Here is a 24900-nt window from a genome sequence, read left to right on the forward strand (position 1 = left end):
TGTGTGAATGTCCTTTTACATGTTTACGTTCGTCAAATTTATCGTGGCGACCTGTTTTGTGGAGTGCTTTGGGCATAGCAAAAGTGCCATGGATTCCCATTTGGGGGCTATTTTTTGTAATTCGCCCTGTGGGGTGTTTCTGCACAAGGCGGTATAGGCCCCGAGCAGGACTTCCACATGTTTGTCCACACCTGTGGATAAACCTTGTCGCTAATTGACTAACAGCTTATCCACAGTTTGCCCACAATGAAAAACGACCCCCTAGTCTGCGTTTACCTAGGTAAACGCGATATTTCCCCTGCTCGCTGTGATTCCTGGTGTGGAAGTTATCCACAGCTCAGTTGATACATGGCCTGTGGATTGCGGTGTATTGACTAGCATTTCCACAGGTCAACATCGGTACTGTCGAAGAACTTGGAAAAAGTTAGTCCAGGTAATTCCGGCGTGTTGATTTGAATTTTTCGTTCGATTCGACGTACCCTATCTGGGTGTTTCATATCCATTGAGATATGAGTCCGAGCTCGTGCTTGGACCCGACAGAACGCTTGTAGCTTTTAATCTGTCGGCAAGTAATTTTTCCGTGCATCACGGGAATGCGTCAGGCGCACTACTGCTTCGCACTCAAAGCGAGGGGTTACTGCGGTGTGCTCAGCGTGGACTCGTGGTCGTTTGAGTTTCAAGGAGTGTCAACCGTGTCGAAGCGGACGTTCCAGCCGAATAACCGCCGTCGTGCACGCGTGCACGGCTTCCGTACCCGTATGCGTACCCGTTCCGGTCGCGCCGTTGTGGCAGCACGCCGCAGCAAGGGCCGTGCCCGCCTGTCCGCTTAAGTAAGAGGACGCCGATTTCGGTGCTCCCTCAGAGCAACAAGCTGCGTTCTTCGCGTGACTTCACGGTCACTGTACGACGTGGACGCCGAATCGGACGCAAGACCTTAGTCTTGCATATTCGTGACACCGCCATTCTTGGCGGTGAAAACAAGACCGACACACAGATTGCCAGGTTTGGTGGTCCGCGTGTCGGTCTTGTCGTATCTAAAGCTGTAGGCAACGCAGTGACTCGTCACGCAGTATCTCGCAAGCTTCGCCATATCATGGCCGCGGCTGCGCAGGATCTTCCGTCCACCATGGACATTGTCGTTCGCGCGCTGCCCGCATCTGCCACAGCCACCAGCCAGGAGCTGTCCCACGATGTGCAATCGGCACTCGCCGCCTACGAACGCCGGCGCTAATTCGCTTGACGACGGCCCCCTTGCCCAGGTCCCCGGTGCACGTGTGGCTGAGAGGGCGATTCTCTTCTACCGCCGTCGTATCTCCAATCTGAAGCCAACGAGCACTTGTCGTTTTGAACCGACATGCTCCGCTTACGGTCTTGAGGCCGTGCGTCGCTTCGGAGCGTTCCGCGGTTTGTGGCTGACTTTATTGCGTATCTTTCGTTGTGCACCCTGGCATCCCGGTGGCTGGGACCCGGTTCCTTCCACATTCCCCGGCCTGGGTTCGTGGTTGAAGCGAATGCACAGGTAACCTCTAGTAATGCTTAGCCTTTGACAAGGCTTCGTAGACGAAGGCGCAAGTGCGCTGTCCCCTAAAGAACGGAGTGATCTTAGACCGTGCTCAATTTCGTGTATTGGCCGATTTCGGCCATCCTGTGGTTTTGGCATAAAGCCTCAGGATTCCTATTTGATCCCTCCTCGGGTATCTCATGGGTGTTGGCCATTATTCTGCTTGTGGTTACCATCCGTATCCTCCTGTTTAAGCCGATGCTGAACCAGCAGCGTTCTGCCATTAAGATGCAGCAGCTCGCTCCTGAGATGCAGGCAATCAAGGAGAAGTACAAAAACGACCAGCAGGCTCAGGCTCTTGCTATGCGCCAGCTGCAGAAGGAAATGGGTGTCAACCCGCTCGGTGGCTGCCTGCCGATTCTGGTTCAGATGCCTGTGTTCATTGGTCTGTTCCACGTGCTGCGTTCGTTCAACCGAACCGGTACGTCCGGTAATGCGCTCGGGATGTCGGTGGAGCAGAACTGGAATACGCCTAACTACATCTTCGGTGTAGATGAGGTTCAGTCCTTCCTTCTGGCTCGTGTGTTCAACGCTCCCCTGTCCAGTTCGGTTGGCATGGGTGAGGATCAGTACGCAGCTTTTACGGTGCCTGGTACGCCTGCGGACTTCACCCGCATGGACATCATGGTCGTTGCCATCCCGCTGATTATTATCGCGGCACTGGCGACGCACTTTAACGCGCGCATGTCGGTCGAGCGCACGCGTGCTCGCCAGGAGGCTGGTCTGGTAAAGCGCCAGGAAGGCCCCATGGGTCAGCAGATGGACATGATGAACAAGATGATGCTTTGGTTCTTCCCAATCATGATTCTTGTTACCGGTGCTTTCTGGCACATTGGTCTTCTGGTCTACATGGTGACTAACAACGTGTGGACCTACTTCCAGCAGCGCTACATCTTCGGCAAGCTAGACGAGGAAGAGAAGGAAGCTGTCGCAGCTAAGAAGGCTGCTAAGCGTGAGGCACAGGAGAAGCTCGCTCCGAAGGTTGGCCAGAAGCCAATCAACCCGAAGAAGGGCGGCAAGCGCCAGGGAGCGCAGAACGCGCAGCAGTCGCAGTCTGGTCAGGCTTCTACCGCGAACAAGGCTTCTAACCACCTTCCGGATGGAAACTCAGCGAAGGGACAGCAGGGTCCGGCTTCTAAACCGGCGCCGGGACAGAAGCCCGCGAATCGGAAGAAGCGGAAGCGCAAAAAGAAATAACTGAAGTCGCACCGCGCTTCGTCTACATAAGTTAATAGAACCAAAACGCCCCGCACTGAGTGTGGGGCGTTTTTGTTTGCCTTGGTCCGTGCCAACGAAAACAACGTCGCTGGTATTACATAGGTGTAATTTGATTTTGAGCGTGTGGAGCTTGGTGCCCATCTGCAGCCAATGTTTCACGTGAAACATCGATGTCGCACTGTCGTACACTAGGTGTGTTGAAAGCTCGACGGGTGGCGGCACTGCTGTCCCCATTGCGCAAGAAAGGTTAGTAGAACTGTTGAGTAACACCTCTAAAAACGTCGATAAGCAAATTGATTCCGCGCAGGTGGGTGACGCCAAGTTACCTTCGGTTATTGAGTCGCTGTTTGGAGAGAACGCTGATCGAGCGTACCGGTACCACACATGGTTGGCTGAGGAAGCTACCGTCCGTGGCTTGATTGGTCCGCGTGAGACCCCGAAGTTGTGGGATCGGCACATTATCAATTCCGCAGTGGTCGGCGAAGCTATCGGTAAAGGTCTTGAAGTCGCCGACATTGGCTCGGGGGCGGGTTTACCCGGGATTCCGCTCGCTCTTGCGCGTCCCGACCTGAAAGTGATTCTTGTAGAGCCGTTGCTCCGCCGTACTACTTTTTTGAATGAAGTTGTGGCAGATCTGGATCTGGACAACGTGAAGGTGGTTCGCGGGCGTGCGGAGGAAAAGGCGGTTCGTGCAGAGGTTGGTCAAGTTGATGTCGTTACCTCCCGCGCGGTTGCCCCCCTGGGAAAGTTGGCTGGGTGGTCACTTCCATTAGTGAAATCTGGCGGTGCGATGGTTGCGTTGAAGGGCGGGACAGCCCAAGAGGAAATCGATCGCGACGCAAAGTTAATTGCGAAAGCTAAGGGACTTAATCCTCGAGTCGTAGAGGTCGGCGGTTCTGTGTTGGGCACCCCGACGTACGCCGTGATTATTCAGAAGAAGTAGGTTTTAGCTCCCACTCCCCTAGCCTGTTCTGGACGCTTCTGTTTTTGATTTCGACATTGAGCAGCATAGTGCCGACGGGCTAGAGTGGGATAAGTATCGCGGTATGGCAAAAGCCTACCGAACAAAGTGGATGTTTCACGTGAAACAATTCCAAAATCGTCGGTGCCTGGCGGTGGTTGGGGCTTGACGATTACGCTTTTGCAGATAGTTACTAAGTTTTTATCCGCACTCCAGTGGCCATAATTGGTGATTGCTGTGCTTGTAAGGGGAATAGTTAATGAGCCGGAAATCCTGGCAAGACACACCCATCGCTGCGGCAGCTCAACGGGCAGCGCAAGTTAAGGCCCCGAACCGCTTATCTCTTCCACGCCCCGAGCGCCCCCGGCGTATCACCATCGCCAACCAGAAGGGTGGGGTCGGTAAAACCACGTCGGCAGTCAACATTGCTTCGGCGCTCGCGCGACATGGGCTCAAGGTTCTAGTCATTGATAACGACCCACAGGGCAATGCTTCTACTGCTCTGGGGATTGAGCATGTTTCCGGGACTCCGTCGACGTATGAACTGCTCATTGGCGAGTTGCAGATTGATGACGTCATTCAGCGCTCCCCTGAGTCTGAGAACCTCTTCTGTGTGCCAGCAACGTTGGACTTGGCTGGCTCCGAGATTGAATTGGTCTCGCTGCTCAACCGTGAGCGTCGACTGCTTGATGCTGTCCCGGATCAGTATCTCATCGACAACGGCTTCGACTTTCTCATTATCGACTGTCCTCCATCGCTCGGTCTGCTGACGCTGAATTCAATGACCGCTGCCAACGAGGTGCTAATCCCAATTCAGTGTGAGTTCTACGCTTTGGAGGGCGTGACTCAGCTGATGAATAACGTGCAGATGATCCGTCAGCATCTCAATCCGGAACTTCATATTTCCGCAGTGCTGCTCACTATGTTCGATGGTCGTACCAAACTTTCGGAAGAAGTGGCCAACGAGGTTCGTAATTACTTCGGTGAAGTTGTTCTACGTAACCTCATTCCTCGATCCGTGAAGGTGTCGGAGGCACCCGGTTACTCGCAGACCGTAATCTCCTACGATCCAGGTTCTCGCGGCGCAGTTGCCTATCTCGATGCTGCGAAGGAATTAGCAACGCGCGGCGACTATTCAGCAGTTTCGGGCGGAAGCGCCATTGGTCGAAAACCAGCTTCCTCCCCTACCCCATCGAATTCCACTGAGACAAACTAAAGCCACTAGGAGTAGTAAGCGATGTCGAATCAGAAAAAGGAGAACCGCAAGGGAGGGCTCGGCCGCGGTATCGCCGCGCTGATCCCAACTGCTCCGGCGGCTAACCCATCGGTAGGCGAGAGTGCTGCGGATATTATCTTTGGCCCGCGCCGTACCCTGGAAACGGAAAAGTCTGGAAACAGCGGAGCTGCCGACGTATTGGGCGCTGCGACGTCGGGATCCGGTACCCCTTTGTCTCAGGGGGAAAAGGCCGGAAAAACTGCAAAAGTTAGTCAGAGTAAGTCTTATGAGAATGAGGCATCAAAACGTCACAGTGACAATAGGAACATCGGTAAATCTAGCAATGTTTCACGTGAAACAATTTCTCCGACAGAGCCGCGAGTAGCCGGTCATGCTAGCGCTGAGACTACCGATGTAGACGCTGTGGCCGCAGCTGAGTTCGGGGCGACCTATCGAGAGGTTGACCTGAAGCTCATCACACCGAACCCGAAGCAGCCACGTGAGGTGTTCGATGAAGAGCCGCTGAATGAACTCGCACATTCCATTCGTGAGTTCGGTCTACTGCAGCCGATTATCGTGCGACCAATCCCTGAGGATAGTCGTGCGGAGGCACTTGAAGCGGCGCGCAAGGAGGACCCGAACGCACCGCAACCCGAGTTTGAAATCATCATGGGTGAACGTCGCTGGCGAGCTTCCCAGCGAGCTGGAATCGACACGATTCCTTCTATCGTGCGCGACACTCCAAACCAGGATATGCTTCGCGACGCCCTGCTTGAGAACATCCACCGCGTCCAGCTGAACCCACTCGAAGAGGCCGCTGCATACCAGCAGCTACTCGAGGAGTTCGGTGTCACTCAGGCAGAGTTGGCCGATCGCATCGGTCGCTCACGACCCGTTATCACCAACATGATTAGACTCTTGCAGTTGCCGGTGGAGGTGCAGCGTCGAGTAGCGGTTGGTGTCCTGTCGGCGGGCCACGCGCGTGCATTGCTTGGAATCAAGGCCGGTAAGGAAGAACAGCAGCGCCTGGCGGAGCGGATCGTCGCTGAAGGTCTATCCGTCCGCGCGACTGAGGAAGCCGTCACGCTACTCAATGCCGGCGAGCGACCGAAGAAGCAGCACCGTGAGCCGACTCCGCAGCCAGAGGTTCTCCATGATTGGGCTGACCGCCTGTCCAATTCATTCGATACAAAGGTTACTGCCCAGATGGGTAAGCGTAAGGGCAAGATTGTTATCGAGTTCGGTAACCTCGAGGACTTTGACCGCATCATGTCATTGATGAACCTCGAAGAAGAATAACCTCGTTTATCGTGACTGAACCATACATCGAGAAAATCTCGCTGGCCGACATCGATGGCATCTACCCGGAGACGATGTTGAGCTTGTTTTGGGAACAGGGCATGGAGCACATTCATGCCGCCACTGCCCTATCCCACTTCCCGACTGACCCACGGGAAGCTGATTCGGGCACCCTCAGGCTTGGTGAGGATAAAGCGCTCAATGGTGATTTAAAGCATTCGGGAGAGCAATCCCCTACTGAGCCAGGAGAAGTTAGTGAAAGGCCCTTAAATAGCGATTTAAGCCCTGATTTAGCCGCTCAGGTACGCCTGGAGAAAGAAGCGTGGCTAAATACCGTCTACCTTTCCTGGGGGCCATGCGGATATTCGCTACGACGGAAGCCACCCGCGTCGCTTATCAATGGGCAACCTGAGACCGTCGGCACGCTGCTGTTCGCGCCCCCGCGCTTCTGTCCGACAACGTTTTCCATGCCCTCCGGACCAATTTCGCCGGATGCGATTGCACTGACGAGTTTGCACTACAACGCCCTAGAGGTCGACGACGACATGCTCCGCGTGCTCATTGTGACTGCCTTGCACAAGCTCGCGTTGCGCGGAATTTCAGCGGTGGAAGCGTTCGGTTGCAGTGGCAACGCGGACTCAATGTCGGCGCCAATGCCGTCGTCGGACGCGCCTGACGACGGTGCGGAGAATCTAATCGCCGATTTCGAAGCGCAGCTCGAAGAAAAGTTAAATCCAAAGCCCTGTATCTCAGACTCATTGGCGGCGATTAACCATAATGCCGGTGATTTAATTCGCACGCGGACACTTCTTAACTCCGGATTTCGGGTTGTGACGCCCCACCCAATCCACCCGAAACTCCGCATTGAGTTGGATGCGGAACTCGACTGGGATGAAGAGATGGGGCACGCGCTGGATTTAAGCGCGAAGGAGCCTTTTATGCGTTCAAAACTGTTCAGCCTATAGCGACAGGTTTAATTGAACGGGTGTTTCTTTACGCCTTCTCTTCTTCAATGAGCTGGGCGAAGCTGTAAGCACCGGTCATTGGCTGCTGCTCCTCCTCGCCCAGGTATAGGCGCTTAACCGCGACAACAATGGATTCGGCAATGATGTCCCGCTGATCGGGCGAAGACAGGATTGCCACGTCATCCTCATTGGTCAGGTAGCCAACCGCAACTTCTACAGTGGGCATCCTTGTCAGACGCAGGAGATCCCACGTGCGGGCGTGCGAGCGGCAGTCCACCAACCCAGTACGAGCAACGATCTCGCGTTGAATAAGGCCCGAGAGCTGCTCACCCAGAATTGAGTTGGACCCCTTCATGGAGCCGAAGTAGAAAGTGGCGATACCGCTCGCACGGTTGTTGTGATAGTGGTCAGCCTGCAGCGAAATGAGTATATCGGCACCGAATGCATTAGCTATCTCAGCGCGATTCTCAATCGATGGATTGTCAGTACGAGGACGAGACAGAATGGTCTCGGCACCGGCAGCAACAAGGCGACCTTCAATGCGCGAAGCCAAATCCCACAGAATCTCTTCTTCAGAAATTTGGCCATATGGGCCGTCGACCACGATGCCCGATTCCCCTGCCCCGAGACTGGGATCGATGACGATGCGCTTACCAGAGAGCTTCGGACCCATCGAACGGAGTACTTCCTTTTCGTGGAAAGCATTTACCGAGCCGCCAGTAACCCTTCTACCCAAGTAGCTGAGCGCACGAAGGGTAACGGGGCCACAGATACCGTCAGGTTCCAACCCGTAGTTGAGCTGGTATTCACGCACAGACGCATCGGTCTTCGGACCAAAATGTCCGTCAACTCGCGCATCGTGAAAGCCAAGTTCCTGCAGGGTAGCTTGGAGGACGCCGACGTCCTCCCCAGTCATCTGTGACAGCGGGTCGTAAGACAGTACGCGGGCACCTAGAGTGTACGAAGCTTCCCGCAGCAGCCGCAGTGTGTTGTCTCGGATAACGCCATCGGCGTAGACACCACGAGATTGCTGGAACGCTAGGAGCGCGTCGCGCAGGTCCTCATCGAAGAGGTCATCATCACCAGACCATTGAGGTGAGTCTTCCTCGGCAGCTGAGCCCTTCCAGTTAGGCAGAAGACCAAGACGGGCCAGGGTAGAGCGTACCTCGGCGACTCGAGGTGACCGATCGCCCACCTTCAGAAACTCTGGCACGAAAACTCCCTTCCGAACTCCACAATCATACTCAGGGCATTGTGGGAACACACCATCCTTAATCGGTACTACCGGCCAATGACCCAAACGGAACGTCGAGTAAGAAAAACCCGAAACTTCCTTAAGGGCTTGATCGGCAATAACTCCTAAGTTGGCGGTGACGTGGCCCTTTCACAATATTTATGAAGGCGTAAATCGCCTTTTCCAGCCAGAGTACCAGGTCGCTGGCCCAAATTGATTGTTACGGGCGCGCGTCGGTCAGCCCGACAGCAAAACCCCAGGTTTAACACTAAATCACAAACACAACTTCCGTCACATTCTAATGGAGCGTGCCCGGCGGAGTCGGAAGTAGGGAACTGACGGGTGGATAGTCGCGACCTTGTATCAAAAAGGAGCAACCCTAAGTTTTTCTAAAGGTGCTTTTCAATAAGCTTCACGATCTCGCCCTTCGGGCGAACACCGCGAATCTCTTCAACCTTCTTGCCACCCTTGAACAGGAGCAGGCTTGGGATGGACATAATCTGGAACATGCCGGCCAGTGCACGTTCCTCATCGACGTTGACCTTGGCAATGACGGCCTTGCCGTCGAGCTCGGCCGCTACTTCGTCGAGAACGGGAGCAATCTTCTTGCACGGGCCACACCACTCTGCCCAGAAATCAACGAGTACCGGCTTATCGGATTCGATGACATCGGACTTAAAGGTGTTTGCGGTCACGGTTACTGGAGCCATGAAGTACTTCTCCTCAGAATGAGCTCGGATGAGTTCTTAGTGGTTTTGGTTTGTGGTCTTGATTCTAATTTTTCAACCTAGTTTCTTCAGCTTCGCGTACCGATTAGAGCACTAGGAGCACTAAAAATTAGGGCTTCCGATGGTGCGAATGAAGTACTAAATTGTTAATTAATGGTGTTCTTGAGGGCACTGCGAGGGCACTGCGAGGACACTGCGGGGGCACTGCGAGAACACTGCACGTATCGCATCGTTCCGCTTCGCAATGCGCCTATTAAGTCCGAGTAGCCAACAATTGAGATGGCCGACTATCGGAAACCCCAACGATTGGATGCTGTCAACCATTGGGTGTAGCCAACAATTGGCGCTATCCAATTATCGGGTGTTCACGCAGCTAAATAAGGTTTCCAAGCGTCAGCTACCGCGCAACGGTTTCCAAGTAGTGCTCAGCATCCAGCGCAGCCTTGCAGCCGGAACCGGCGGCTGTAATCGCCTGCTGGTAATGCGAGTCAACGACATCGCCCGCTGCAAAGACGCCCTTGAGTGACGTCTGCGTACTCGGGGATGCGACCTGAATGTAGCCATTCTCATCGCAATCCAGCTGATCGCGAACCATCTGCGAACGTGGCTCGTGGCCAATTGCTACGAACATGGCAGTCACATCGAGGACGGACTTCTCACCGGTAACAGTATCCTCCAGCTCGAGGCCAGTAACCGATCCTTCGGCTTCACCAAGAACCTGGGATACAACCTTGTTCGTCGCAAAGCGAATCTTGTCATTGTTCTGAGCGCGGTCGACCATAATCTTGGATGCGCGGAACTCATCGCGGCGGTGGACAATCGTCACCGAACGGGCGAACTTGGTAAGGAAGGTCGCCTCTTCCATCGCGGAATCACCGCCACCGATGACGGCGATATCGTGGTCGCGGAAGAAGAAACCATCGCAGGTAGCGCAAGCGCTGACACCGTGGCCCAGCAGTGCCTGCTCACCCGGAGCGCCGACATAGCGCGGAGCGGCACCGGTTGCCAGGATGACGGCGTGAGCCTTGTGCTCTTCCTCGCCAACCCAGACGGACTTGATATCGCCGATGAGATCCATGCGGTCGACAATCTCCATACGCAGGTCAGCGCCAAAACGCTCAGCCTGTGCGCGCATCTGATCCATCAGCTCTGGCCCCATGATGCCCTCGGAGAAACCTGGGTAGTTCTCCACGTCGGTAGTCGTCATAAGCAGGCCGCCAAACTCGATGCCCTCGAACACCACAGGCTTCAGGTCGGCGCGGGCTGCGTAGGTGGCAGCCGTGTAACCGGCGGGACCGGAACCGACAATTATCAGGTCGTGAACGATATCGCTCATGAAGACTCCTATAACTTTTATTTCTCACATCACATCGCGCACAGTGATGCTCAGTAGTAAGCAAATTTTTCAGCTCCGGCAAAGAAACTACCGGAACCAGCTACCTCAACCAACATGAGCCCAGCTGTTCCTATTCCCCCAACCTCTCCCTACCCCGCCTTTCTTAGACCACCTGCACTTCTTCCAACTGGCGTCGAAGCGTACGCCGCGCCCGCGCTCGCCGAGACTTCAACGTTCCGCTCGGTTGCCCAATGCTCCGAGATGTCTCCTGCAGTGAATAACCGAAGATGTCCAAGTACAACAGGGCGTCCCGCTGATCCGAAGGCAACTGCTCCAGTGCTGCGGCCATAGTCACACGTAGCGGGACATCTGGGCATGGCACGGCCCGCGAAGTCAGAAACGTCTCAAAATCTTCATCCTTATCGCAGAGAGGGACCTCGCCGAAGCGACCGCGATTGTGGTCAATGCAAGCATTCTTCACGATGCATGTCAGCCACGTCGCTACCGTCGAACGGCCGCGAAAACTGGCAGCCCCCGCAATTGCTCGTGCCAACCCCTCCTGAACCCCATCCAAGGGGTCGAAATCATCTCGACGATAACGCCGCGCCATAGCTACCAACTGCGGGTAATAGCGCTGTGCCAGCACCGCAAACGCTCGCCGATCCCCCGCTAGGTGCGCCTTCAACAGTTCACGATCAATCTCGTCTGCCGTTGCATGCTTTCGCGTGCCGACGACGCCATAGTCCCCCAGTCGCCGACCCATGTGGGCCTTGCGGTGACTGTCCCCAATTCGTTTTCTTCCCCCAAAGTTCATGGCTCCTATGCAAACACGAAACCCGCACTCTCCGCTCGGCAAAACTGCCGTGGAGACCGCGGGCTGTGGATGAATTTCAAAACGTCCCAGTAGTTGTGGATAACTTGGGACAACTTAAACTGTTGCCGCTTAAGGCGAGTTCAGAACGTTATTCCGTACCACGCACCTGGATGTCGCCAATAGCAACTGGCAGCAACGAATCCGGAGATTGCTCAGCCAGATCTCGGTTACCGATAAGTGGGTTGTCGGCATCGGAATTCTGCATTTCAGCATCAGAATCAGTGTCGGAGTTGCTGTCGGCTACTGACTCCGCGGCCGTCGGCAAGCCGGAAATCCAGATAACAAGGTTCTCCCATTCGGTGTCATCGCTATCGATGTCGATGGTCGTCGTACCCGAGGTGGCGGTTGCGCTTCCGAGAACCGTGGTGTCGTCCAAGTTCGTTGTGCCAGCATCGCGAAGACCGCGGACCTCAATCTGTGCGCCCGGGGTCGCTACGACCTTGAGCTCACGGATGGTTGCCGGTCCATCCAAAGTGACCTGAATACCGACACCCGGTTTGAAGTCCTCCGGGCGATTGCCGAACTGGCTGAGGTAGTTGGAGGAAACCCAGAAGCTGTTCTCGTCATCATCGATGGTCAGCTTAGCCATGTCGGGATTGTCCGGACCGGCTGCCGGGTTATCGGTATCGGCTTGCCACTCGCTAGCGTCGGCAAGCGAAAGCGTCGTGACTGGAGCTGGGCCGCGTCGTACGGACTCGGAGTTAATCGGTGCGTCGGAGGAACGGTTGACCAGACCGAAGATACCGGCGGCGACAAGCGCGCCAACAATGACTACACCAACAACGATGGCGCCAGTGCTGAATGCGCTGGTGCGATTTTGGGTGCGGCCAGTAGGAGCCTTGGCTGCGGCGTTGGCATCGACGGATTCGCGCGCACCCGTGTCAGTGTTGATGGCGGGGAACTCCGAGGAATCGGGGCCGAGCGCTGCAGCGCGCAAATCCTCCGCAAGCGTGCGAGCTGGAGACACCTGCCCATGGAAATCCTCCGGACGTGTCTGCTTCGCGTGGTCGATAGCAGCAGAAATATCGGAGGGGATGTTCGGCACGTTGCAGAACAGTTCATCGATGACCGAGAGCAGCGCGTTGTAGTCCGAACGCTGCGAGCTATTGGGCAAAACGATGGGGAAAGCGTTGTAAATGTGGCCATCGCTACTAATGCGTAATTGTCCAGGCTTGTTTGTAAGGCCGAGGCAACGTCCGGATTCGTGGGCGTCGGCAATTGTCTCGGCAAGCGATGCTACTGCGAGTGCCAGAGCATCCGGGTGGGCGGCCTGATCGAACCGTTCAATACCGATACTGCTGGTCCAGTCGGCGACGATGAGCACTTCGGTGCGCGTCTTCGCGACACTGTGAATCCGTGACATACCGGCGCCGGCCAGATCACGCAGCTCATTGGTCGTCGTCGCAATTTTCTGAGCAGCGACCGACGGCGAAGTGTCGTAGTACGGCAGTGCAATCGTGTCGACGAAAACAAGGGCGACATCTGTGTTGTCGGGATCGCCCATATCCATGGCGCGCCACAGGCGCAGACCGGGATAGGTCGCGATTTCGGAACGCAGGCGGAAACGACCAGCTGAGACCATCTCGCCCGGCACATAGCGGGTGGGGCGAGAACCCTGCGTCGGCATCGGTGGCAGCAGCGGCGAGGCGGTGAAGCCCTCGTTGGCCAGACCCGTGGCCTCGCCGATGAGGTTCGACGGGGCAATCGAGAAGGCGTCAGCGGCGAAGCCACGCTCGCGCTCCATGTCGTCGCGGTCGGCGACGGCATTGTCAGCGGCATGGGGCTGTGGAGCAAAGCGACGAAGACCCGGAATGCGGCCGAGGAAGCCTCCCAGAACGCGAACCTCTTCCAATGGGGCCTGAGCGAGCACCACACCGGTACCAATGAGGAAGACCACGCCGGTGACGATGGTCTGCAGCAGCACGCCAAAGGAGCCGAAGAAATCGAACAGCCCGAGGTCGGTCAATGCGAATGCGCCCCAGGCAACGACGACACCGACAAGCGATGCCCCCAGCGCCCACAGCACGGTGTGAATGGTCGCTTTACTGTCCAAGTGTCCGAGTGTGCGGCGCAAGAGCAAGAAGCCAATTACTGCACCGGCGACGAAACCGAAACCGTTGGCGGCACCGAGCAACACGACGACGGTCTCGTCGTCAGAAGCCAGACGAGGGGCGAAGAACGAGAGAATTACCTTAACGGTGGTAATTCCGAGGATGATGAAGGTCGGTGTCCAGGCCTCTTCACGGGCGTAGAAAACGCGCAAGTGCAGAAGCACAATGGCGTATGGAATAAGCGAGAACGCCGAGAACGACAGCGTCCAACCGAGAATCTCCGCAGTTTCGCGGGGGAACTCCAGGTACGCGAAAAGACCGACGGCGATGGGGCGGCCGAATGCGGTGAAGAAAGCGACAATCGGCACCAACGCGATCATGGTCAGGCGAGTACCGATGGACAGATCGCGCACCACTGCTTCATCGTTGCCATCGGCTGCATTGCGGGACAGGCGCGGCATGATGGCGGTCAGCAACGTGACGCCGATGATGCCGTAGGGCACCTGCAACAGCAACCACGCCTGCTGGTAAATCGTCGGAGCTGCCTTGGAGGCGGTCGAGGCAATGTTGGTGGTGATGAAGTAACCGGCCTGAGAAATTGCCACGTAGGTGATGATCGCGACACCCATGCCGGTGAACTGCTTGATGCGGTCGTCGATACCCCACAGCGGACGCAAATCAATGCCCGCGCGTTTGAGGTACGGAATCATGATGGCTGCCTGAATGACGACACCCAGGGTGGTACCAAGACCCAAGAGCAGAATGTGCGGATCGGACAGGGAACCGTCCGAATCCGGACTCAATTGGCCGGGCAGGAGCAGATACAGCAAGAGCGTGGCAATGGCCACGACGTTATTGGCGACAGGTGCCCACGCACCGGGTTTAAAGATTCCCTTGGTGTTTAGCACCGCCATGAGCAGCGCAAATATGCCGTAGAAGATGATCTGCGGCAATAATAAGAACGCAAATGACGTCGCCAGCGGCACGTTGACCTTACCGGCCTCATTAAGGCTCAATCTGGTCAACAGCGGTGCACCTATCACCGCCAGCACCGTCACCACTGCCAGCAGTGTCATGGAGACGGTCAAGAGACGTCTAATGAAGGCGGCACCGTGATCCGGATCTTCCTTCTCCGCACGCACCAACACCGGCACCACCAGAGAAGTCAGCACCGCGCCGAGGACGATTTCCGTAATCAGGTTCGGCAGTGTGTTGGCGACGTTGAAGGCTGAAGCGACAGCCGGACCCAGCGTCGCTCCGATAAGCAGGTTTCGCAAAAAGCCCGTAATGCGCGAGATCAGGGTAGCGACCGCCATCGAGCCCGTAGAGGCGACGATGTCCGAGTTCGACTGTCCCTGATTTGCGTCCGGCGTCGAGCTCGCGGAGGAATCGCTGGAAGCGGTTGCTGTCGCAGTCGCTGCCTTTGCTGCCGAAGGTGACGTTGATTCCGTCTTCGCGTCAGCGGCGACACCGGCGTCTGTCTTATGGCCGGATACGCGAGTCAGATCCGGGGCTGCTTCGGCCGGCTGAGATTCAGCCGTTGGCCGCGCCGCCGGAACCGGAGCCGGTGGCGCAGGGCGCCGAATGCGGCCTCGAAGTCCAGATTTATGCGCGTCTGAGTCAGTCACATGTCCTATTGTTGCTTAAAAGGGGGTCTATTTCCGAAAGTACTGTGACCGTTTTGCGGCAAAAAACCCACCAACAGTGACGATGACGAGGGTTACGATGGCCAAAACCCCGACTGAAGCGCCCGATTGAACAGAAATACTCACTGATTGAGAAATGGGCGTGCCATTGGGTGATTCGAGCCACAGCAACAAGTTGTGGGAATTTTCCCCACTATCCCGTGGCCGATCCCCCTCTGGCGCATTGGTTGCCGGAGTGGATTCTGCATCATCCCCCGACTTCGGAGTGAACTGAATAGTCACCGCCCCCTTGGCGGGGATGGCGGCCTCATACTTCTCCTCCATCACCGAATCTCCAACGCCGACGCGCACGAATGCGGGAACCGGCAGTGGCAGGCCATTGCGTGCCAGCACCGCAATCGGTGACAGCTGAGTTGCGCGGGTGTAGACACCGCCGGGAGCTACCAACGTCACTGAATTGCGCAGGCGTCGAGTCATAATCAGTGTCTGGTCGCTGAGCTCTTCGCTATGCCTCTGCACGTCAGTTGACTGCAGCTGATTTCGACGGCCGAGAGTCGTAAACGAGCGCAGTAAGTCGTGTCGCAGTGGGCGGGTGAATTCATACCGTGTCAGCGCCACGTTGGAATCATTGGACATGATCGTGGTCAGGTCAGTGATTTCGCGGGAGGCCATCTGAGCCTTCTCCACGAGCGTCTCACTCACCGGAGCGGGATCGGCAATCTCGTCAGTTGGGGTGACAGGACCCGCATCCAGGTCGCGAGCAGCAGCGGTGATGGAGTCAGTCAGCGGGGTCGGCTCCGCCAGGTTGGCGTCCACTGCGTCCCGAATTGCGGCCATGAAATCCTCAGCGTCGCCTGCGCGTGGATCCCAGCCCGCTGGTGGGGCTGCCACGACAGCCGCGCGAGGGTCACTCGAATCGGTCAGTGATTGAAACAGAGTGCCAATCGCTGTTTGCATCCGCGCAGCCTCCGAGTCGATTCGGAAATCGTAGCGTCCGAGCAGATTCGAATACGCCACTGTCTGTGGGGAGCGTCCGGTCGCAGCCAGCGAGGCCGCCAATGTCCCGGGGAGAGCGAAGGCGCGGCTGCCGTCGACAAGCACGCCGCTGTGACCGGGCTGCAGTGTCTGACCATCGGCGGTGATTGCAGTGTTGTCCGCGACTAGCACGGTGGTGCCGTGTGCGGCCTCGGGTGGAGTGGGCGGAGGCGGGGTCGTTTCGCCGGTGTCTACGCGGTCTTCGAACGCGCGCTCCGGAGAGGTCCCGTTCAGAGCCGTTGCCGCTGAGTACAGCGGGGTGCTTTCCGACGTCACGAATCCCTCGGCCGGCAAATAGACACCCGGCAGTGCCTGGACGTTCAAATGCTTGCCGATAGTCTGCTGACCAGCGGCGAGTGCCTCCATGGAAAGCTCTCGATCCCCCACGCGAGCCACGGCGCTGGTATCAGTGCCGCCCCACGGCAGCGACAGTGTGCAGGTGTCCTGCGTGAGATTGTGCAGTCGATTGAGCCAGGCGGCGGCACTGTCACTGGCGGGCATATGCGTGAGATCGGTGTCGTCCGTGCTGCCCCAGGAATCACGCAGTCGCGGAGAAGCCTTCACAGGACTTGGACGACTGGTGCCAATCCAGTAGTCGCGGGTCATTCGGGAGATTGCATCAAGGGTCTCCGGATCGATGGCGATGCAGGTCGATTCCCGCAGCCTTTGCCCATCGGGACCGGCGAAGCCCTTTTCCAGCGAGGTGAGCAGGCCGTCAAGGCGGCCACCGCGCTCGAGAGAATCGGCCAAAGAATTGTCGGTGAGGATCAGATTCGGCGACGCGGGTGCGTCACCGGTCTCACCGCCGACCAGTGGCACTGGCTGGCTAATGGGCCAAATCAGAGAAAACGGCACTGGGCCGCGGCGGGTGGGCCCGTCGGAGTTGTCAGTACTGTCCTCGGCACCATCGCTGGAACCGTCTCCATCACCAGCTTCGGTATCGCCGTCAGTCTCATCATCGGCAGGTGGCTCCGGTTCGGCATCCGTGGCCTGCGGATCTGTCACGGGCAGTAACACACGCGTCTCTGCCAGGAGGCGGTCGATGTCATCGACCGGCCGACCATTGGCATTGATGAGCAAGGGAAATGTCCCGGCCTCCGTGATGTCGAGGCCTTCTGGGGTCGGTGCGGAAATAGGAACCTTCAGCGTAATCTCGCGTGTCTCCCCAGCCTTCAGCTTGATGGGAGCACTGAAATCCCCGGCCACATCGAACACCGATTCCGGCTCGGCGAGAATCGTCCGCGCATCCGCGGACGAAGCCAGCGCGTCGGCTCGCTGCAGGCGCAGGGAAACATTGCTGATATCCGCATCGGAGGTGTTGTGCACCTGCACCTTGATGGTCAGCGTCGAATGCAGAGCTGCGACACGCGGGCTGAAATCGGTTATCGAAAGCCGAAGGGGACCCTGTTCACCGACGCGATTGGTGGCACTGCCCCACAACTGCTCATCCTGCGCAAGAGCTGGGGGCGCAGCGGCCGTCGGCAAGCATAGTACGAGCGCTGCGGTAGCGGCCGTGACCTTACGAGCAACAGTCCTTGGCAATTGCAACCTGAACATGTGCAATCACCTCGGTGTCTGCCGACCTGCTCGCTTTTCCGCGCGGGCGAGATCGGGCAGCAGATTATGAGCGCGCCGGGCCAGTTTACGTTCGTCAGCGTAGGCCAACCGTTCCACGAGGGTATCCACAGGAACCCACATAACCTGGGTGACCTCGGGGTCTTCGTCGTTCAAATCGCCATCGACGTAGCGCAGAAGGTGATGGTGCACGGTCTTGTGAATCCGCGTGCCATCGGAGACAAACCAGTAGTCAATAACGCCGAGCTCTTCGATGACTTCGCCGCGAATGCCCGTCTCCTCCCAGACCTCGCGTTCGGCGGTGGAGTCGAAAGCTTCGCCGGGCTCGACATGGCCCTTGGGCATCGACCACAGCAGGCGCCCGCGGCGGTCGTGACGACCAATCAGCGCGACATAAATCCGCGACAGGTCGACCTTGCCGCCCTCGCCGACCGCCTCGGCCAGACCCGAGACGACCAGTCCGCCCGCCGAAGTCTCAATCGAGGTCTGCATCGGCGCTGCGTTCTGGGAGCGCGATGACTGCGCGCGGCGATTGTTCGTGCGCTTCGGCTGTGCCTTACGACGGCGATTGTGCCTATCCTGACCGTGTTTGCGGCCACCTCGATTGTTCGACTGCTGCGAGGCGCGTGTGGACTTAGGTGACTTGGAAGATCGCTTGGCATCGCCAGAGTTTGGCTTGGCCTTTTTGGAGCCCTTGGCGCCGGAGCCACTGCGCTTTGCGGAATTTCCGCTGGTAGTAGCGCTATTGGTGTTGGTGGACGCGGAAGCGCCACCCCCTCTGCGCGGTCGCCGACGACGTCGACGGTTCTTCGCCGCCGAGTTGTCATTGCGTACCACGTTGTTCATTCCCCTTAGACTACCGGGTTTACAGGTATAAGCGGGTATTGTGTCGGTCGTGACACAATCGACTCCTTCAACGACAAATGGTGACCAGCCCGTGGACACTGCGTCCCACGGCGCTAATTCGGCAGCTGCCGACGTGGATCCACAGGTGCGCAGGACCGCAATGCTGGCAGTGGCTGATCAGGCGATTGCCAAGGAGTCGGAGATCCTCGATTCGCTGGCGGCTGCGTTTAGTGCAGCCGGCCATCGCCTGTACCTCGTGGGCGGTTCTGTGCGCGATGCGCTTATGGGACGCCTAGGCGTGGATCTAGATTTCACCACTGACGCGCGCCCGGAGGTGACGCGCGCGATTCTCGATGACTGGGCCGACATCGTCTGGGATACCGGTATTGAATTTGGCACGCTGTCCGCAGAGCGCCATGGTCGTCAGGTGGAGATCACCACGTTCCGTGCGGATACGTACGACCAGGTCAGTCGCAATCCGGAGGTCACTTTCGGCGACACGCTGGAAGGCGACCTAATCCGACGCGACTTCCGTTGCAATGCCATCGCCGTTGAACTGCATGGCGACGGCACCCGCACCTTCCTCGACCCGCTTGGAGGTTTCGAGGATCTTGTCGCGGGTGTGTTGGATACCCCGGGTGCGCCGGAGGTGAGCTTTGGCGATGATCCCCTGCGTATGCTGCGTGCCTGCCGTTTCGCGTCCCAGCTCGGGTTCGATGTGGCACCGCGTGTGCTCAAAGCGCTGAAGGAAATGTCCAGCGAAATTGACCGCATCACGGTTGAGCGCATCTCCACCGAGCTGAACAAGCTCATCCTGGGGGCAGATCCCAGCCGCGGTATCGACCTGATGGTGGAATCCGGGTTGGCCGACCGCGTGCTGCCGGAGATTTCCGACATGCGCATGACGCAGGATGAACACCGCCAGCACAAGGATGTCTACCAACACTCCCTGCAGGTCATGCGTCAGGCAATCGACCAGGAAGAGCCCGGTGAACCGGACCTCGTGCTGCGCTGGGCGGCACTACTGCATGACTGCGGCAAACCAGCCACCCGCGCCTACAACGAGCAGGGCAATGTCACCTTCTACCAGCACGAGGTCGTCGGTGCGAAGCTGGTACGTCGCCGCCTGCGCAAGTTGAAGTTTCCGAAAAAGATCAGCCATGAAATCTCCCAGCTGGTTTACCTGCATATGCGCTTCCACGGCTATGGCGAGGGCAAGTGGACGGACTCGGCGGTGCGACGCTATGTCAACGATGCCGGAGATTTGTTGGAACGACTCAACAAGATCGTGCGGGCTGACTGTACGACGAGGAACCGTCGTAAAGCAGCACGCCTTGCGCGAGCCTGCGACAGTCTGGAAGCGCGAATCGAAGAGCTCGCCGAGCAGGAGGACCTCGCGCGCGTCCGCCCCGACCTGGACGGTAACGAAATCATGGAAATTCTGGACTTGAAGCCCGGCAAGGAAGTCGGACAGGCCTGGAATTACTTGAAAGAGCTGCGTCTGGAGTCCGGTCCGCTGGAGCGCGAAGATGCTATCTTGGCCCTGAAGAAATGGTGGTACGAGCAGTCCGGTGAGCAGGCTGAGAGCGAAAGTGAGAGCTAATGGCATCGATTAATCCGGAAAACCTCTATGGCGACCGGCTCTTTACCAGCCTCGAGCGCAACGACCCAGCCGCCGGTATGCTGCTGCTCGCAGCACCCGGCATGCTCTCACCGGAGTTTGCGCGCTCGGTGATTTTCCTCATTGAGCACGACGAACACGGCACTCTCGGTGTCGACCTCACGCAGCGTTCGCAGACGCCTGTGCACAATGTGCTCGAGCCCTGGGCACCGCTGATGGCTAAGCCGCCGGTGTTCTACGTCGGGGGGCCGGTCAACCAGACGCAGCCAATCTGCATTAGTGTGGTGCGAAATGGCGCTACCCTTCCTGATGAGACGGACAGTATTACTGGGGCACCGTTGATGGAACGCATCGCCCACCGGTTTGCGCTGGTCAACCTCGGTGTGGAGCCGGAGGACGTGCGCGACCGCATTGATGGCGCGCGTATCTTCGCCGGTTACGCAGGCTGGGATCCGGGTCAGTTGGAAGACGAACTCGACCGCGGGGATTGGTACGTCGCCCCTGCCCTGCCCTCCGATGTACTTGCCCCTGCTGCCGCTGACATCTGGGGTGATTGCATGCGCCGTCAGCCCTGGCCGCTGCCGTTGTATGGCACCTATCCCGTAGATGTCCGCGACAACTAAATGGGTGAGAACATCAATATAGAAGGAAATAGCGCCGAGGTAAACGCCACTGCAACTAGCGACCGCAGTGACATAGCCGCCGGTATTCGGCAGACACTGCCCGTCGGTATGGGGCTTATTCCGCTGGGGCTCGCATTCGGCCTGCTTATCGCACAGACTGGTTTTAGCTGGTGGTGGGCACCAATTTTCTCCATCGTGGTCTATGCCGGGTCGATGGAATTTCTCGCTGTTGGCCTGGTTATGGCCCATACGGGTCTGTTCGGCTGTGCCGTGACCTCGTTTATGGTCAACTTCCGCCACGTCTTTTACGGGCTGACGTTCCCACGCGACCGGATACGGTCCCGTCTCGGCCGCGCATACTCGACATACGCGCTAACCGACGAGTCGTATGCCATTGTCTCTGCAGCGAATCCAACCGAAAAGATGTCGGGCCGTCAACTGTTGACGATTCAGATTCTCTGCCAGTTACTGTGGGTGGGCTCCGGCATTATCGGAGCGCTGACGGGTGCAGCACTGCCCGAAGGTATCCGCGGTGCCGAGTTCGCACTGGTTGCGCTCTTTACGGTGCTGGCCATGGACGCCTTTGAGACCTCCAAGGACTGGTCACTACCCCTGACCGCTATCGTTTGCACGTTGGTCGGGTGGCTGATTAACCCGAACCAGATGCTGGTCATCGGGTTGTTGATGTACTTCGGCATGCTGCTATTGCGCGTGTGGTCACCACGAGTGGATCAAGTGATGCGCATGACGTCGGCAAGCGAGCAGCGTACGACGGAGGGAGAGCGAGCATGACCGCGTTGCCCGATACCGGATATGTAATTGCCGCGCTCTTTGCGATGGGTACGGTGACTCTCGCGCTGCGCGCGCTGCCGTTTGCATTCGTGCGTACTCTGAAGGGGTCTCCCCTGTTCGAGTTCCTCGGCACGACCATGCCGGTGGGAGTCATGGTTGCGTTGGTTGCCTACACCGTCTTTGGACGGTTGGGGCTCAGCGGCGAGGGTGGCGACCCCGGGGCTGCCTGGGCCGTGCCTGTGGCGCTGGTGGTCACCATCTTTTTGCACTGGTGGCGGCGCAACACCGTAATCTCGATATTTGTAGGCACGGCGCTGTATATGGTCCTCGTGAACCTTGTCGCGTGACTACACGCGCAGGTGACCGACGCGCTGCCAAGCTGGATCGTAATCGGTATCGACGACGTACTCGCCCTCGGTCCACGTCTCTGCAACAGCTCGCAGACCCGTCTCCGCATCAGATGCCGGGTCAATAAAGAAGTGCATCAGAGCCATACCATCGGACTGCTCAGTCGCGACAAAAATACCCTTGTCCTCAGCGATGACCTCAGCGGCAGCGGTATTGAACTCGGAGAGGGATTCCTTCGACGCGTCCGTCGGCAAGCCCTTGTCATCAATGTGAGCGAGCATAAGCTGAATCAGCACGTGCTGCGTCATAGTCGGGCTCACCAGCTGCGTAATCGGTGCGCGAGTGGCGACGAGAAGCGGCTGGCCGTTGGCTTCGGCATCAATGGTGAGCCACTCCGGGCACTCTTCCGCGAGCTGCCCGATGACGCCGCCCAGCTCCGGCAGCGGAATGGCATCCTCTGGCTCTTCGCCAGCGAAGGCGAAACCGCGCAGCCACAGGCCGAAGTCCTCTTCACCGAGAGCCAGCTGCAGCAGCGTGAAACCGAGCTGAGCAACCAAGCGCTCGCCGTCCTCCAACTGAGCAATTGCCGGGAACAACGGGTGGAACAGGCGAACGTCCACTGCCCCATGGCCAGTACTAACAGCGACGCGGGCATCTGCCGGATCGACCTCGGCCGGAGCGTCGGCGTCGAGAGCACCCTGTGCAACCAACGTGGCCGCGACATCTCCCAGCGACAGCTTCATCGTCGGATCCGCCTGGCGGAGGTCGGTGAAAGACCACACCGCGCCGTCGTCAGGCGCGGCCTCCAGCCAACGGCGAGCGACCGGGCGCAGCTCCGGGTCACCCGCAGCGCTCACAGTCAGAAGATGGCGAGAGTACGGAGCGCCGGCCTCAAAACCCCAAATGAGGCGGTCATTAATAGCGGCGATGCGGCCGCCGACTTCCTTCTGGACGTCAATAATTTCTACATCGGCAGCGTTCGGAGCGCCATCGACACCGAGCTGCACGCTAAACATTGCGTCGAGTGCATCGGCGCCAAAAGAGTTCCACCACGACCAGAACTCATTGATCGCGGTCTCTTCTGCGGCGCGCTGCTCCGGGGAGAATGGAGCCGGATTCTCATTAGCCATACTGGATTTCACACTTTCGTTTGCTCGTTTAAAACCGAACCTTATGTTGTGCGCCCCAGTATATGTGCGAAGCCGGATTCGTCTTCCAGCTATGTGTCTCGGCTATGTGCCCAAAACCGCGTTAAGCTGGCTGGCGCTCCGGTTCGGCTTCGGCTTCCTTGCCCCAACGAGCGGCGTAGACCGCACAGATCATCAGCTGAACCTGGTGGAAAATCATTAGCGGCAAAATGTAGAGGCTGGCATCGGTGCCGAAGATAACTGCGGCCATTGGCAGGCCGGTGGCCAGGGACTTCTTCGAACCGCAGAATTGAATGGCAATGCGATCCTTGCGGTCGAAGCCCATCTTCTTTGCGACGAAACCGGACAGCCGCAAAACGAACTCCACCAGCACTACCGAGAGCACACAGAGGATGACAATGTCGCCGGCCGGCACCTTCGACCAAATGCCCTGCACCATGCCCTCGGAGAACGCGGCATAGACAACCAGTGCGATGGAAAGTCGGTCGACGTTCTTGGTCGTCTTCGCTGCGGCGAACTTGAAGGTCCAGCGACGAGTGAGCTGGCCGATTGCAAATGGCAGCAGCAATTGCAGCGAAATATCCAAGAACACCGACGAATCAACGTGGATACCACCGCCGGTGGCCATCAACAGCATCACCAGCACCGGTGTGACTACGATACCCAGCAGGTTAGAAGCCGAGGCGCTGACGATTGCGCCGGCGACATTGCCCTTGGCGATGGAGGTGAAGTTCACACTCGACTGCACCGTTGACGGGGCCAGCGTCATGTACAGAATGCCCAGGTAGAGGCCAGGAGAGAGAATCCAATCCAAGGGTTTCATCAGCAGGCCGAGGATTGGGAACAGCACGAAAGTGAAAGCCAGAATGGTTATGTGCAGCCGCCAATGCTTAACACCGGCCAACGCATCCTGCGGGCTCAGGCGAGCGCCATAGAGGAAGAATAGGAAGCCAATGGCGATCTTCGTGGCCCAGCCGAAAACCTCAGCGGTAGTGCCGCTTGCAGGAAAAATAATCGCCAGTATCGCTGCAGCAACGATACCGACGATGAGGGGGTCTGGACGCCAATTCACAATTCGTTGCCACATGAACAAATAGTTTAGTTGGCAGCCAGATGTTGTCTTACTGTTTTTCTGTTTTACCGTTTTGCAGAAGCTTTTCTCTGCAATAACGTTTTACTTCTGCTGTTCAGCTGCCTTGCGCAGCGCATCCTTGTCCACAGGCTTGAAAGAGGCATTCGCGGATGAGCCCTTGTCCGTGCACAATCCTTCCAGGCCACAGGAGCTACAGCCACCGGAGACACCGCAGTCTGCTGCCGGATTGTCGGAGCAGCAGGCATCATCAGTCGCAGCGTCGGCGGCATCAGTGGCGGCGGAGCCACAGCCACAGCCGGCGTCACCGTCACCGCACCCACAACCGGAGTCGGACTCGGCGGAGACCTTGGCGTCGTAAAGCGCGATGGTGTGCGAGCCGATAGCCGCACCAACGCCGAGCATGGCGATACCGGCGAGCAGCGCGACGGCGTACCACAGCCACATCCAACCCGAGGCCTCCGGGCGGATGGCGAGGAAGCCGAGCATGGCGGCGCCGAGGAAAGCGATAGCGGACACAGCCCACGGCGGACCGGCAACGCGATGCGTAATATCCCAGTTTTCCTGGGACTTTCGAGCCTCGGGCGCGCGAATTCCGATCCAGTTATTACCCGGCAGTTTCGCCGACCATGCCAAACCAGCGACAACGGCTATGCAAACAGCCAGAACCAGGGTAATTACAGGGATGACAACCATGCCTCCAATTTATATAGGTGGTTGGGCACGTGCCAAA

At 57.8% G+C, this 24900-nt stretch carries 22 protein-coding genes; 12 read left to right on the forward strand and 10 right to left on the reverse strand.

The window, feature by feature from the left end; all coding sequences use genetic code 11:
• The first annotated feature begins 692 nt into the window (after nucleotides 1-692).
• The 8 genes from rpmH to ADA16_RS05835 all read left to right on the forward strand — a co-directional run bounded on the left by rpmH (nucleotide 693) and on the right by ADA16_RS05835 (nucleotide 7220).
• The gene (rpmH, locus tag ADA16_RS05805) at nucleotides 693-830 is read left to right on the forward strand and encodes a 50S ribosomal protein L34 (RefSeq protein WP_005511646.1); all 138 of its coding nucleotides are present in this window, start codon (nucleotides 693-695) and stop codon (nucleotides 828-830) included.
• Nucleotides 831-850: 20 nt separating this feature from the next.
• Nucleotides 851-1231, forward strand: coding sequence for a ribonuclease P protein component (gene rnpA, locus ADA16_RS05810; RefSeq protein ID WP_048760013.1), 381 nt, complete (start codon nucleotides 851-853; stop codon nucleotides 1229-1231).
• Nucleotides 1191-1523, forward strand: coding sequence for a membrane protein insertion efficiency factor YidD (gene yidD, locus ADA16_RS10975; protein ID WP_082150668.1), 333 nt, complete (start codon nucleotides 1191-1193; stop codon nucleotides 1521-1523). Before rnpA ends, yidD begins: the two co-directional genes overlap by 41 nt.
• A gap of 86 nt (nucleotides 1524-1609) precedes the next feature.
• Entirely contained in the window at nucleotides 1610-2758 is a 1149-nt protein-coding gene (yidC, locus tag ADA16_RS05815) for a membrane protein insertase YidC (protein WP_048760015.1), read from the forward strand.
• Between the two features lie 328 nt (nucleotides 2759-3086).
• Nucleotides 3087-3722, forward strand: coding sequence for a 16S rRNA (guanine(527)-N(7))-methyltransferase RsmG (gene rsmG, locus ADA16_RS05820; protein WP_048760083.1), 636 nt, complete (start codon nucleotides 3087-3089; stop codon nucleotides 3720-3722).
• Between the two features lie 277 nt (nucleotides 3723-3999).
• Nucleotides 4000-4956 (forward strand): ParA family protein, encoded by a 957-nt coding sequence (locus ADA16_RS05825; protein ID WP_048760017.1) that lies wholly within the window; start codon nucleotides 4000-4002, stop codon nucleotides 4954-4956.
• Nucleotides 4957-4977: 21 nt separating this feature from the next.
• Nucleotides 4978-6255: a ParB/RepB/Spo0J family partition protein gene (locus ADA16_RS05830; protein WP_048760019.1), complete on the forward strand. Its 1278-nt coding sequence runs from the start codon at nucleotides 4978-4980 to the stop codon at nucleotides 6253-6255.
• Between the two features lie 11 nt (nucleotides 6256-6266).
• Nucleotides 6267-7220 carry a hypothetical protein gene (locus ADA16_RS05835; RefSeq protein WP_048760021.1) on the forward strand — a complete coding sequence of 318 codons (954 nt, stop codon included), beginning with the start codon at nucleotides 6267-6269 and terminating at the stop codon, nucleotides 7218-7220.
• A gap of 28 nt (nucleotides 7221-7248) precedes the next feature.
• Here ADA16_RS05835 and ADA16_RS05840 read toward each other — a convergent pair whose 3' ends face one another.
• The 7 genes from ADA16_RS05840 to ADA16_RS05870 form a co-directional block, all read right to left on the reverse strand.
• Nucleotides 7249-8433 (reverse strand): N-acetylmuramoyl-L-alanine amidase, encoded by a 1185-nt coding sequence (locus ADA16_RS05840; protein ID WP_048760023.1) that lies wholly within the window; start codon nucleotides 8431-8433, stop codon nucleotides 7249-7251.
• Nucleotides 8434-8843: 410 nt separating this feature from the next.
• Nucleotides 8844-9164 carry a thioredoxin gene (gene trxA / locus ADA16_RS05845; RefSeq protein WP_048760025.1) on the reverse strand — a complete coding sequence of 107 codons (321 nt, stop codon included), beginning with the start codon at nucleotides 9162-9164 and terminating at the stop codon, nucleotides 8844-8846.
• A 415-nt stretch (nucleotides 9165-9579) separates the two neighbouring features.
• Nucleotides 9580-10518 carry a thioredoxin-disulfide reductase gene (gene trxB / locus ADA16_RS05850; protein WP_048760028.1) on the reverse strand — a complete coding sequence of 313 codons (939 nt, stop codon included), beginning with the start codon at nucleotides 10516-10518 and terminating at the stop codon, nucleotides 9580-9582.
• Between the two features lie 163 nt (nucleotides 10519-10681).
• Nucleotides 10682-11281 carry a sigma-70 family RNA polymerase sigma factor gene (locus ADA16_RS05855; RefSeq protein WP_239659364.1) on the reverse strand — a complete coding sequence of 200 codons (600 nt, stop codon included), beginning with the start codon at nucleotides 11279-11281 and terminating at the stop codon, nucleotides 10682-10684.
• A gap of 199 nt (nucleotides 11282-11480) precedes the next feature.
• Nucleotides 11481-15071 carry a murein biosynthesis integral membrane protein MurJ gene (locus tag ADA16_RS05860; protein WP_048760033.1) on the reverse strand — a complete coding sequence of 1197 codons (3591 nt, stop codon included), beginning with the start codon at nucleotides 15069-15071 and terminating at the stop codon, nucleotides 11481-11483.
• Nucleotides 15072-15098: 27 nt separating this feature from the next.
• Complete coding sequence (locus ADA16_RS05865; RefSeq protein ID WP_239659365.1) at nucleotides 15099-17681, reverse strand: hypothetical protein; 2583 nt, start codon at nucleotides 17679-17681, stop codon at nucleotides 15099-15101.
• 6 nt (nucleotides 17682-17687) lie between these two features.
• Nucleotides 17688-18545, reverse strand: coding sequence for an NUDIX hydrolase (locus ADA16_RS05870; RefSeq protein ID WP_193387490.1), 858 nt, complete (start codon nucleotides 18543-18545; stop codon nucleotides 17688-17690).
• Between the two features lie 160 nt (nucleotides 18546-18705).
• Here ADA16_RS05870 and ADA16_RS05875 point away from each other — a divergent pair, with 160 nt between their 5' ends.
• From ADA16_RS05875 to ADA16_RS05890, 4 genes are read left to right on the forward strand one after another with little or no spacing between them, the layout of a single operon-like run.
• Nucleotides 18706-20148 (forward strand): CCA tRNA nucleotidyltransferase, encoded by a 1443-nt coding sequence (locus ADA16_RS05875; protein ID WP_048760089.1) that lies wholly within the window; start codon nucleotides 18706-18708, stop codon nucleotides 20146-20148.
• The gene (locus ADA16_RS05880) at nucleotides 20148-20789 is read left to right on the forward strand and encodes a YqgE/AlgH family protein (RefSeq protein ID WP_048760035.1); all 642 of its coding nucleotides are present in this window, start codon (nucleotides 20148-20150) and stop codon (nucleotides 20787-20789) included. The genes ADA16_RS05875 and ADA16_RS05880 overlap by 1 nt, the downstream gene beginning before the upstream one ends.
• Nucleotides 20790-21581 (forward strand): AzlC family ABC transporter permease, encoded by a 792-nt coding sequence (locus tag ADA16_RS05885; RefSeq protein WP_152680733.1) that lies wholly within the window; start codon nucleotides 20790-20792, stop codon nucleotides 21579-21581.
• Complete coding sequence (locus tag ADA16_RS05890; protein ID WP_048760037.1) at nucleotides 21578-21928, forward strand: branched-chain amino acid transporter permease; 351 nt, start codon at nucleotides 21578-21580, stop codon at nucleotides 21926-21928. The genes ADA16_RS05885 and ADA16_RS05890 overlap by 4 nt, the downstream gene beginning before the upstream one ends.
• On the opposite strand, the gene ADA16_RS05895 is transcribed toward ADA16_RS05890, so the two are convergent.
• The 3 genes from ADA16_RS05895 to ADA16_RS05905 all read right to left on the reverse strand — a co-directional run bounded on the left by ADA16_RS05895 (nucleotide 21929) and on the right by ADA16_RS05905 (nucleotide 24863).
• Nucleotides 21929-23059 (reverse strand): DUF695 domain-containing protein, encoded by a 1131-nt coding sequence (locus tag ADA16_RS05895; RefSeq protein ID WP_048760039.1) that lies wholly within the window; start codon nucleotides 23057-23059, stop codon nucleotides 21929-21931.
• A gap of 121 nt (nucleotides 23060-23180) precedes the next feature.
• Entirely contained in the window at nucleotides 23181-24164 is a 984-nt protein-coding gene (locus ADA16_RS05900; RefSeq protein WP_048760040.1) for a bile acid:sodium symporter family protein, read from the reverse strand.
• A gap of 87 nt (nucleotides 24165-24251) precedes the next feature.
• Complete coding sequence (locus ADA16_RS05905; RefSeq protein WP_048760042.1) at nucleotides 24252-24863, reverse strand: SdpI family protein; 612 nt, start codon at nucleotides 24861-24863, stop codon at nucleotides 24252-24254.
• Nucleotides 24864-24900: the final 37 nt, after the last annotated feature.

This window comes from Corynebacterium vitaeruminis (genome assembly GCF_001054325.1).
Lineage (GTDB): Bacteria > Actinomycetota > Actinomycetes > Mycobacteriales > Mycobacteriaceae > Corynebacterium > Corynebacterium vitaeruminis_A.

What these genes read in the sequence shown, in the direction of transcription:
- yidD (WP_082150668.1), top strand. Translation starts at nt 1,191, where the DNA reads ATGTGCAATCGGCACTCGCCGCCTACGAACGCCGGCGCTAATTCGCTT.
- ADA16_RS05825 (WP_048760017.1), top strand. Translation starts at nt 4,000, where the DNA reads ATGAGCCGGAAATCCTGGCAAGACACACCCATCGCTGCGGCAGCTCAA.
- ADA16_RS05830 (WP_048760019.1), top strand. Translation starts at nt 4,978, where the DNA reads ATGTCGAATCAGAAAAAGGAGAACCGCAAGGGAGGGCTCGGCCGCGGT.
- trxA (WP_048760025.1), bottom strand. Translation starts at nt 9,164, where the DNA reads ATGGCTCCAGTAACCGTGACCGCAAACACCTTTAAGTCCGATGTCATC.
- trxB (WP_048760028.1), bottom strand. Translation starts at nt 10,518, where the DNA reads ATGAGCGATATCGTTCACGACCTGATAATTGTCGGTTCCGGTCCCGCC.
- ADA16_RS05855 (WP_239659364.1), bottom strand. Translation starts at nt 11,281, where the DNA reads ATGGGTCGGCGACTGGGGGACTATGGCGTCGTCGGCACGCGAAAGCAT.
- ADA16_RS05865 (WP_239659365.1), bottom strand. Translation starts at nt 17,681, where the DNA reads ATGTTCAGGTTGCAATTGCCAAGGACTGTTGCTCGTAAGGTCACGGCC.
- ADA16_RS05870 (WP_193387490.1), bottom strand. Translation starts at nt 18,545, where the DNA reads ATGAACAACGTGGTACGCAATGACAACTCGGCGGCGAAGAACCGTCGA.
- ADA16_RS05875 (WP_048760089.1), top strand. Translation starts at nt 18,706, where the DNA reads ATGCTGGCAGTGGCTGATCAGGCGATTGCCAAGGAGTCGGAGATCCTC.
- ADA16_RS05880 (WP_048760035.1), top strand. Translation starts at nt 20,148, where the DNA reads ATGGCATCGATTAATCCGGAAAACCTCTATGGCGACCGGCTCTTTACC.
- ADA16_RS05885 (WP_152680733.1), top strand. Translation starts at nt 20,790, where the DNA reads ATGGGTGAGAACATCAATATAGAAGGAAATAGCGCCGAGGTAAACGCC.
- ADA16_RS05890 (WP_048760037.1), top strand. Translation starts at nt 21,578, where the DNA reads ATGACCGCGTTGCCCGATACCGGATATGTAATTGCCGCGCTCTTTGCG.
- ADA16_RS05895 (WP_048760039.1), bottom strand. Translation starts at nt 23,059, where the DNA reads ATGGCTAATGAGAATCCGGCTCCATTCTCCCCGGAGCAGCGCGCCGCA.
- ADA16_RS05900 (WP_048760040.1), bottom strand. Translation starts at nt 24,164, where the DNA reads ATGTGGCAACGAATTGTGAATTGGCGTCCAGACCCCCTCATCGTCGGT.
- ADA16_RS05905 (WP_048760042.1), bottom strand. Translation starts at nt 24,863, where the DNA reads ATGGTTGTCATCCCTGTAATTACCCTGGTTCTGGCTGTTTGCATAGCC.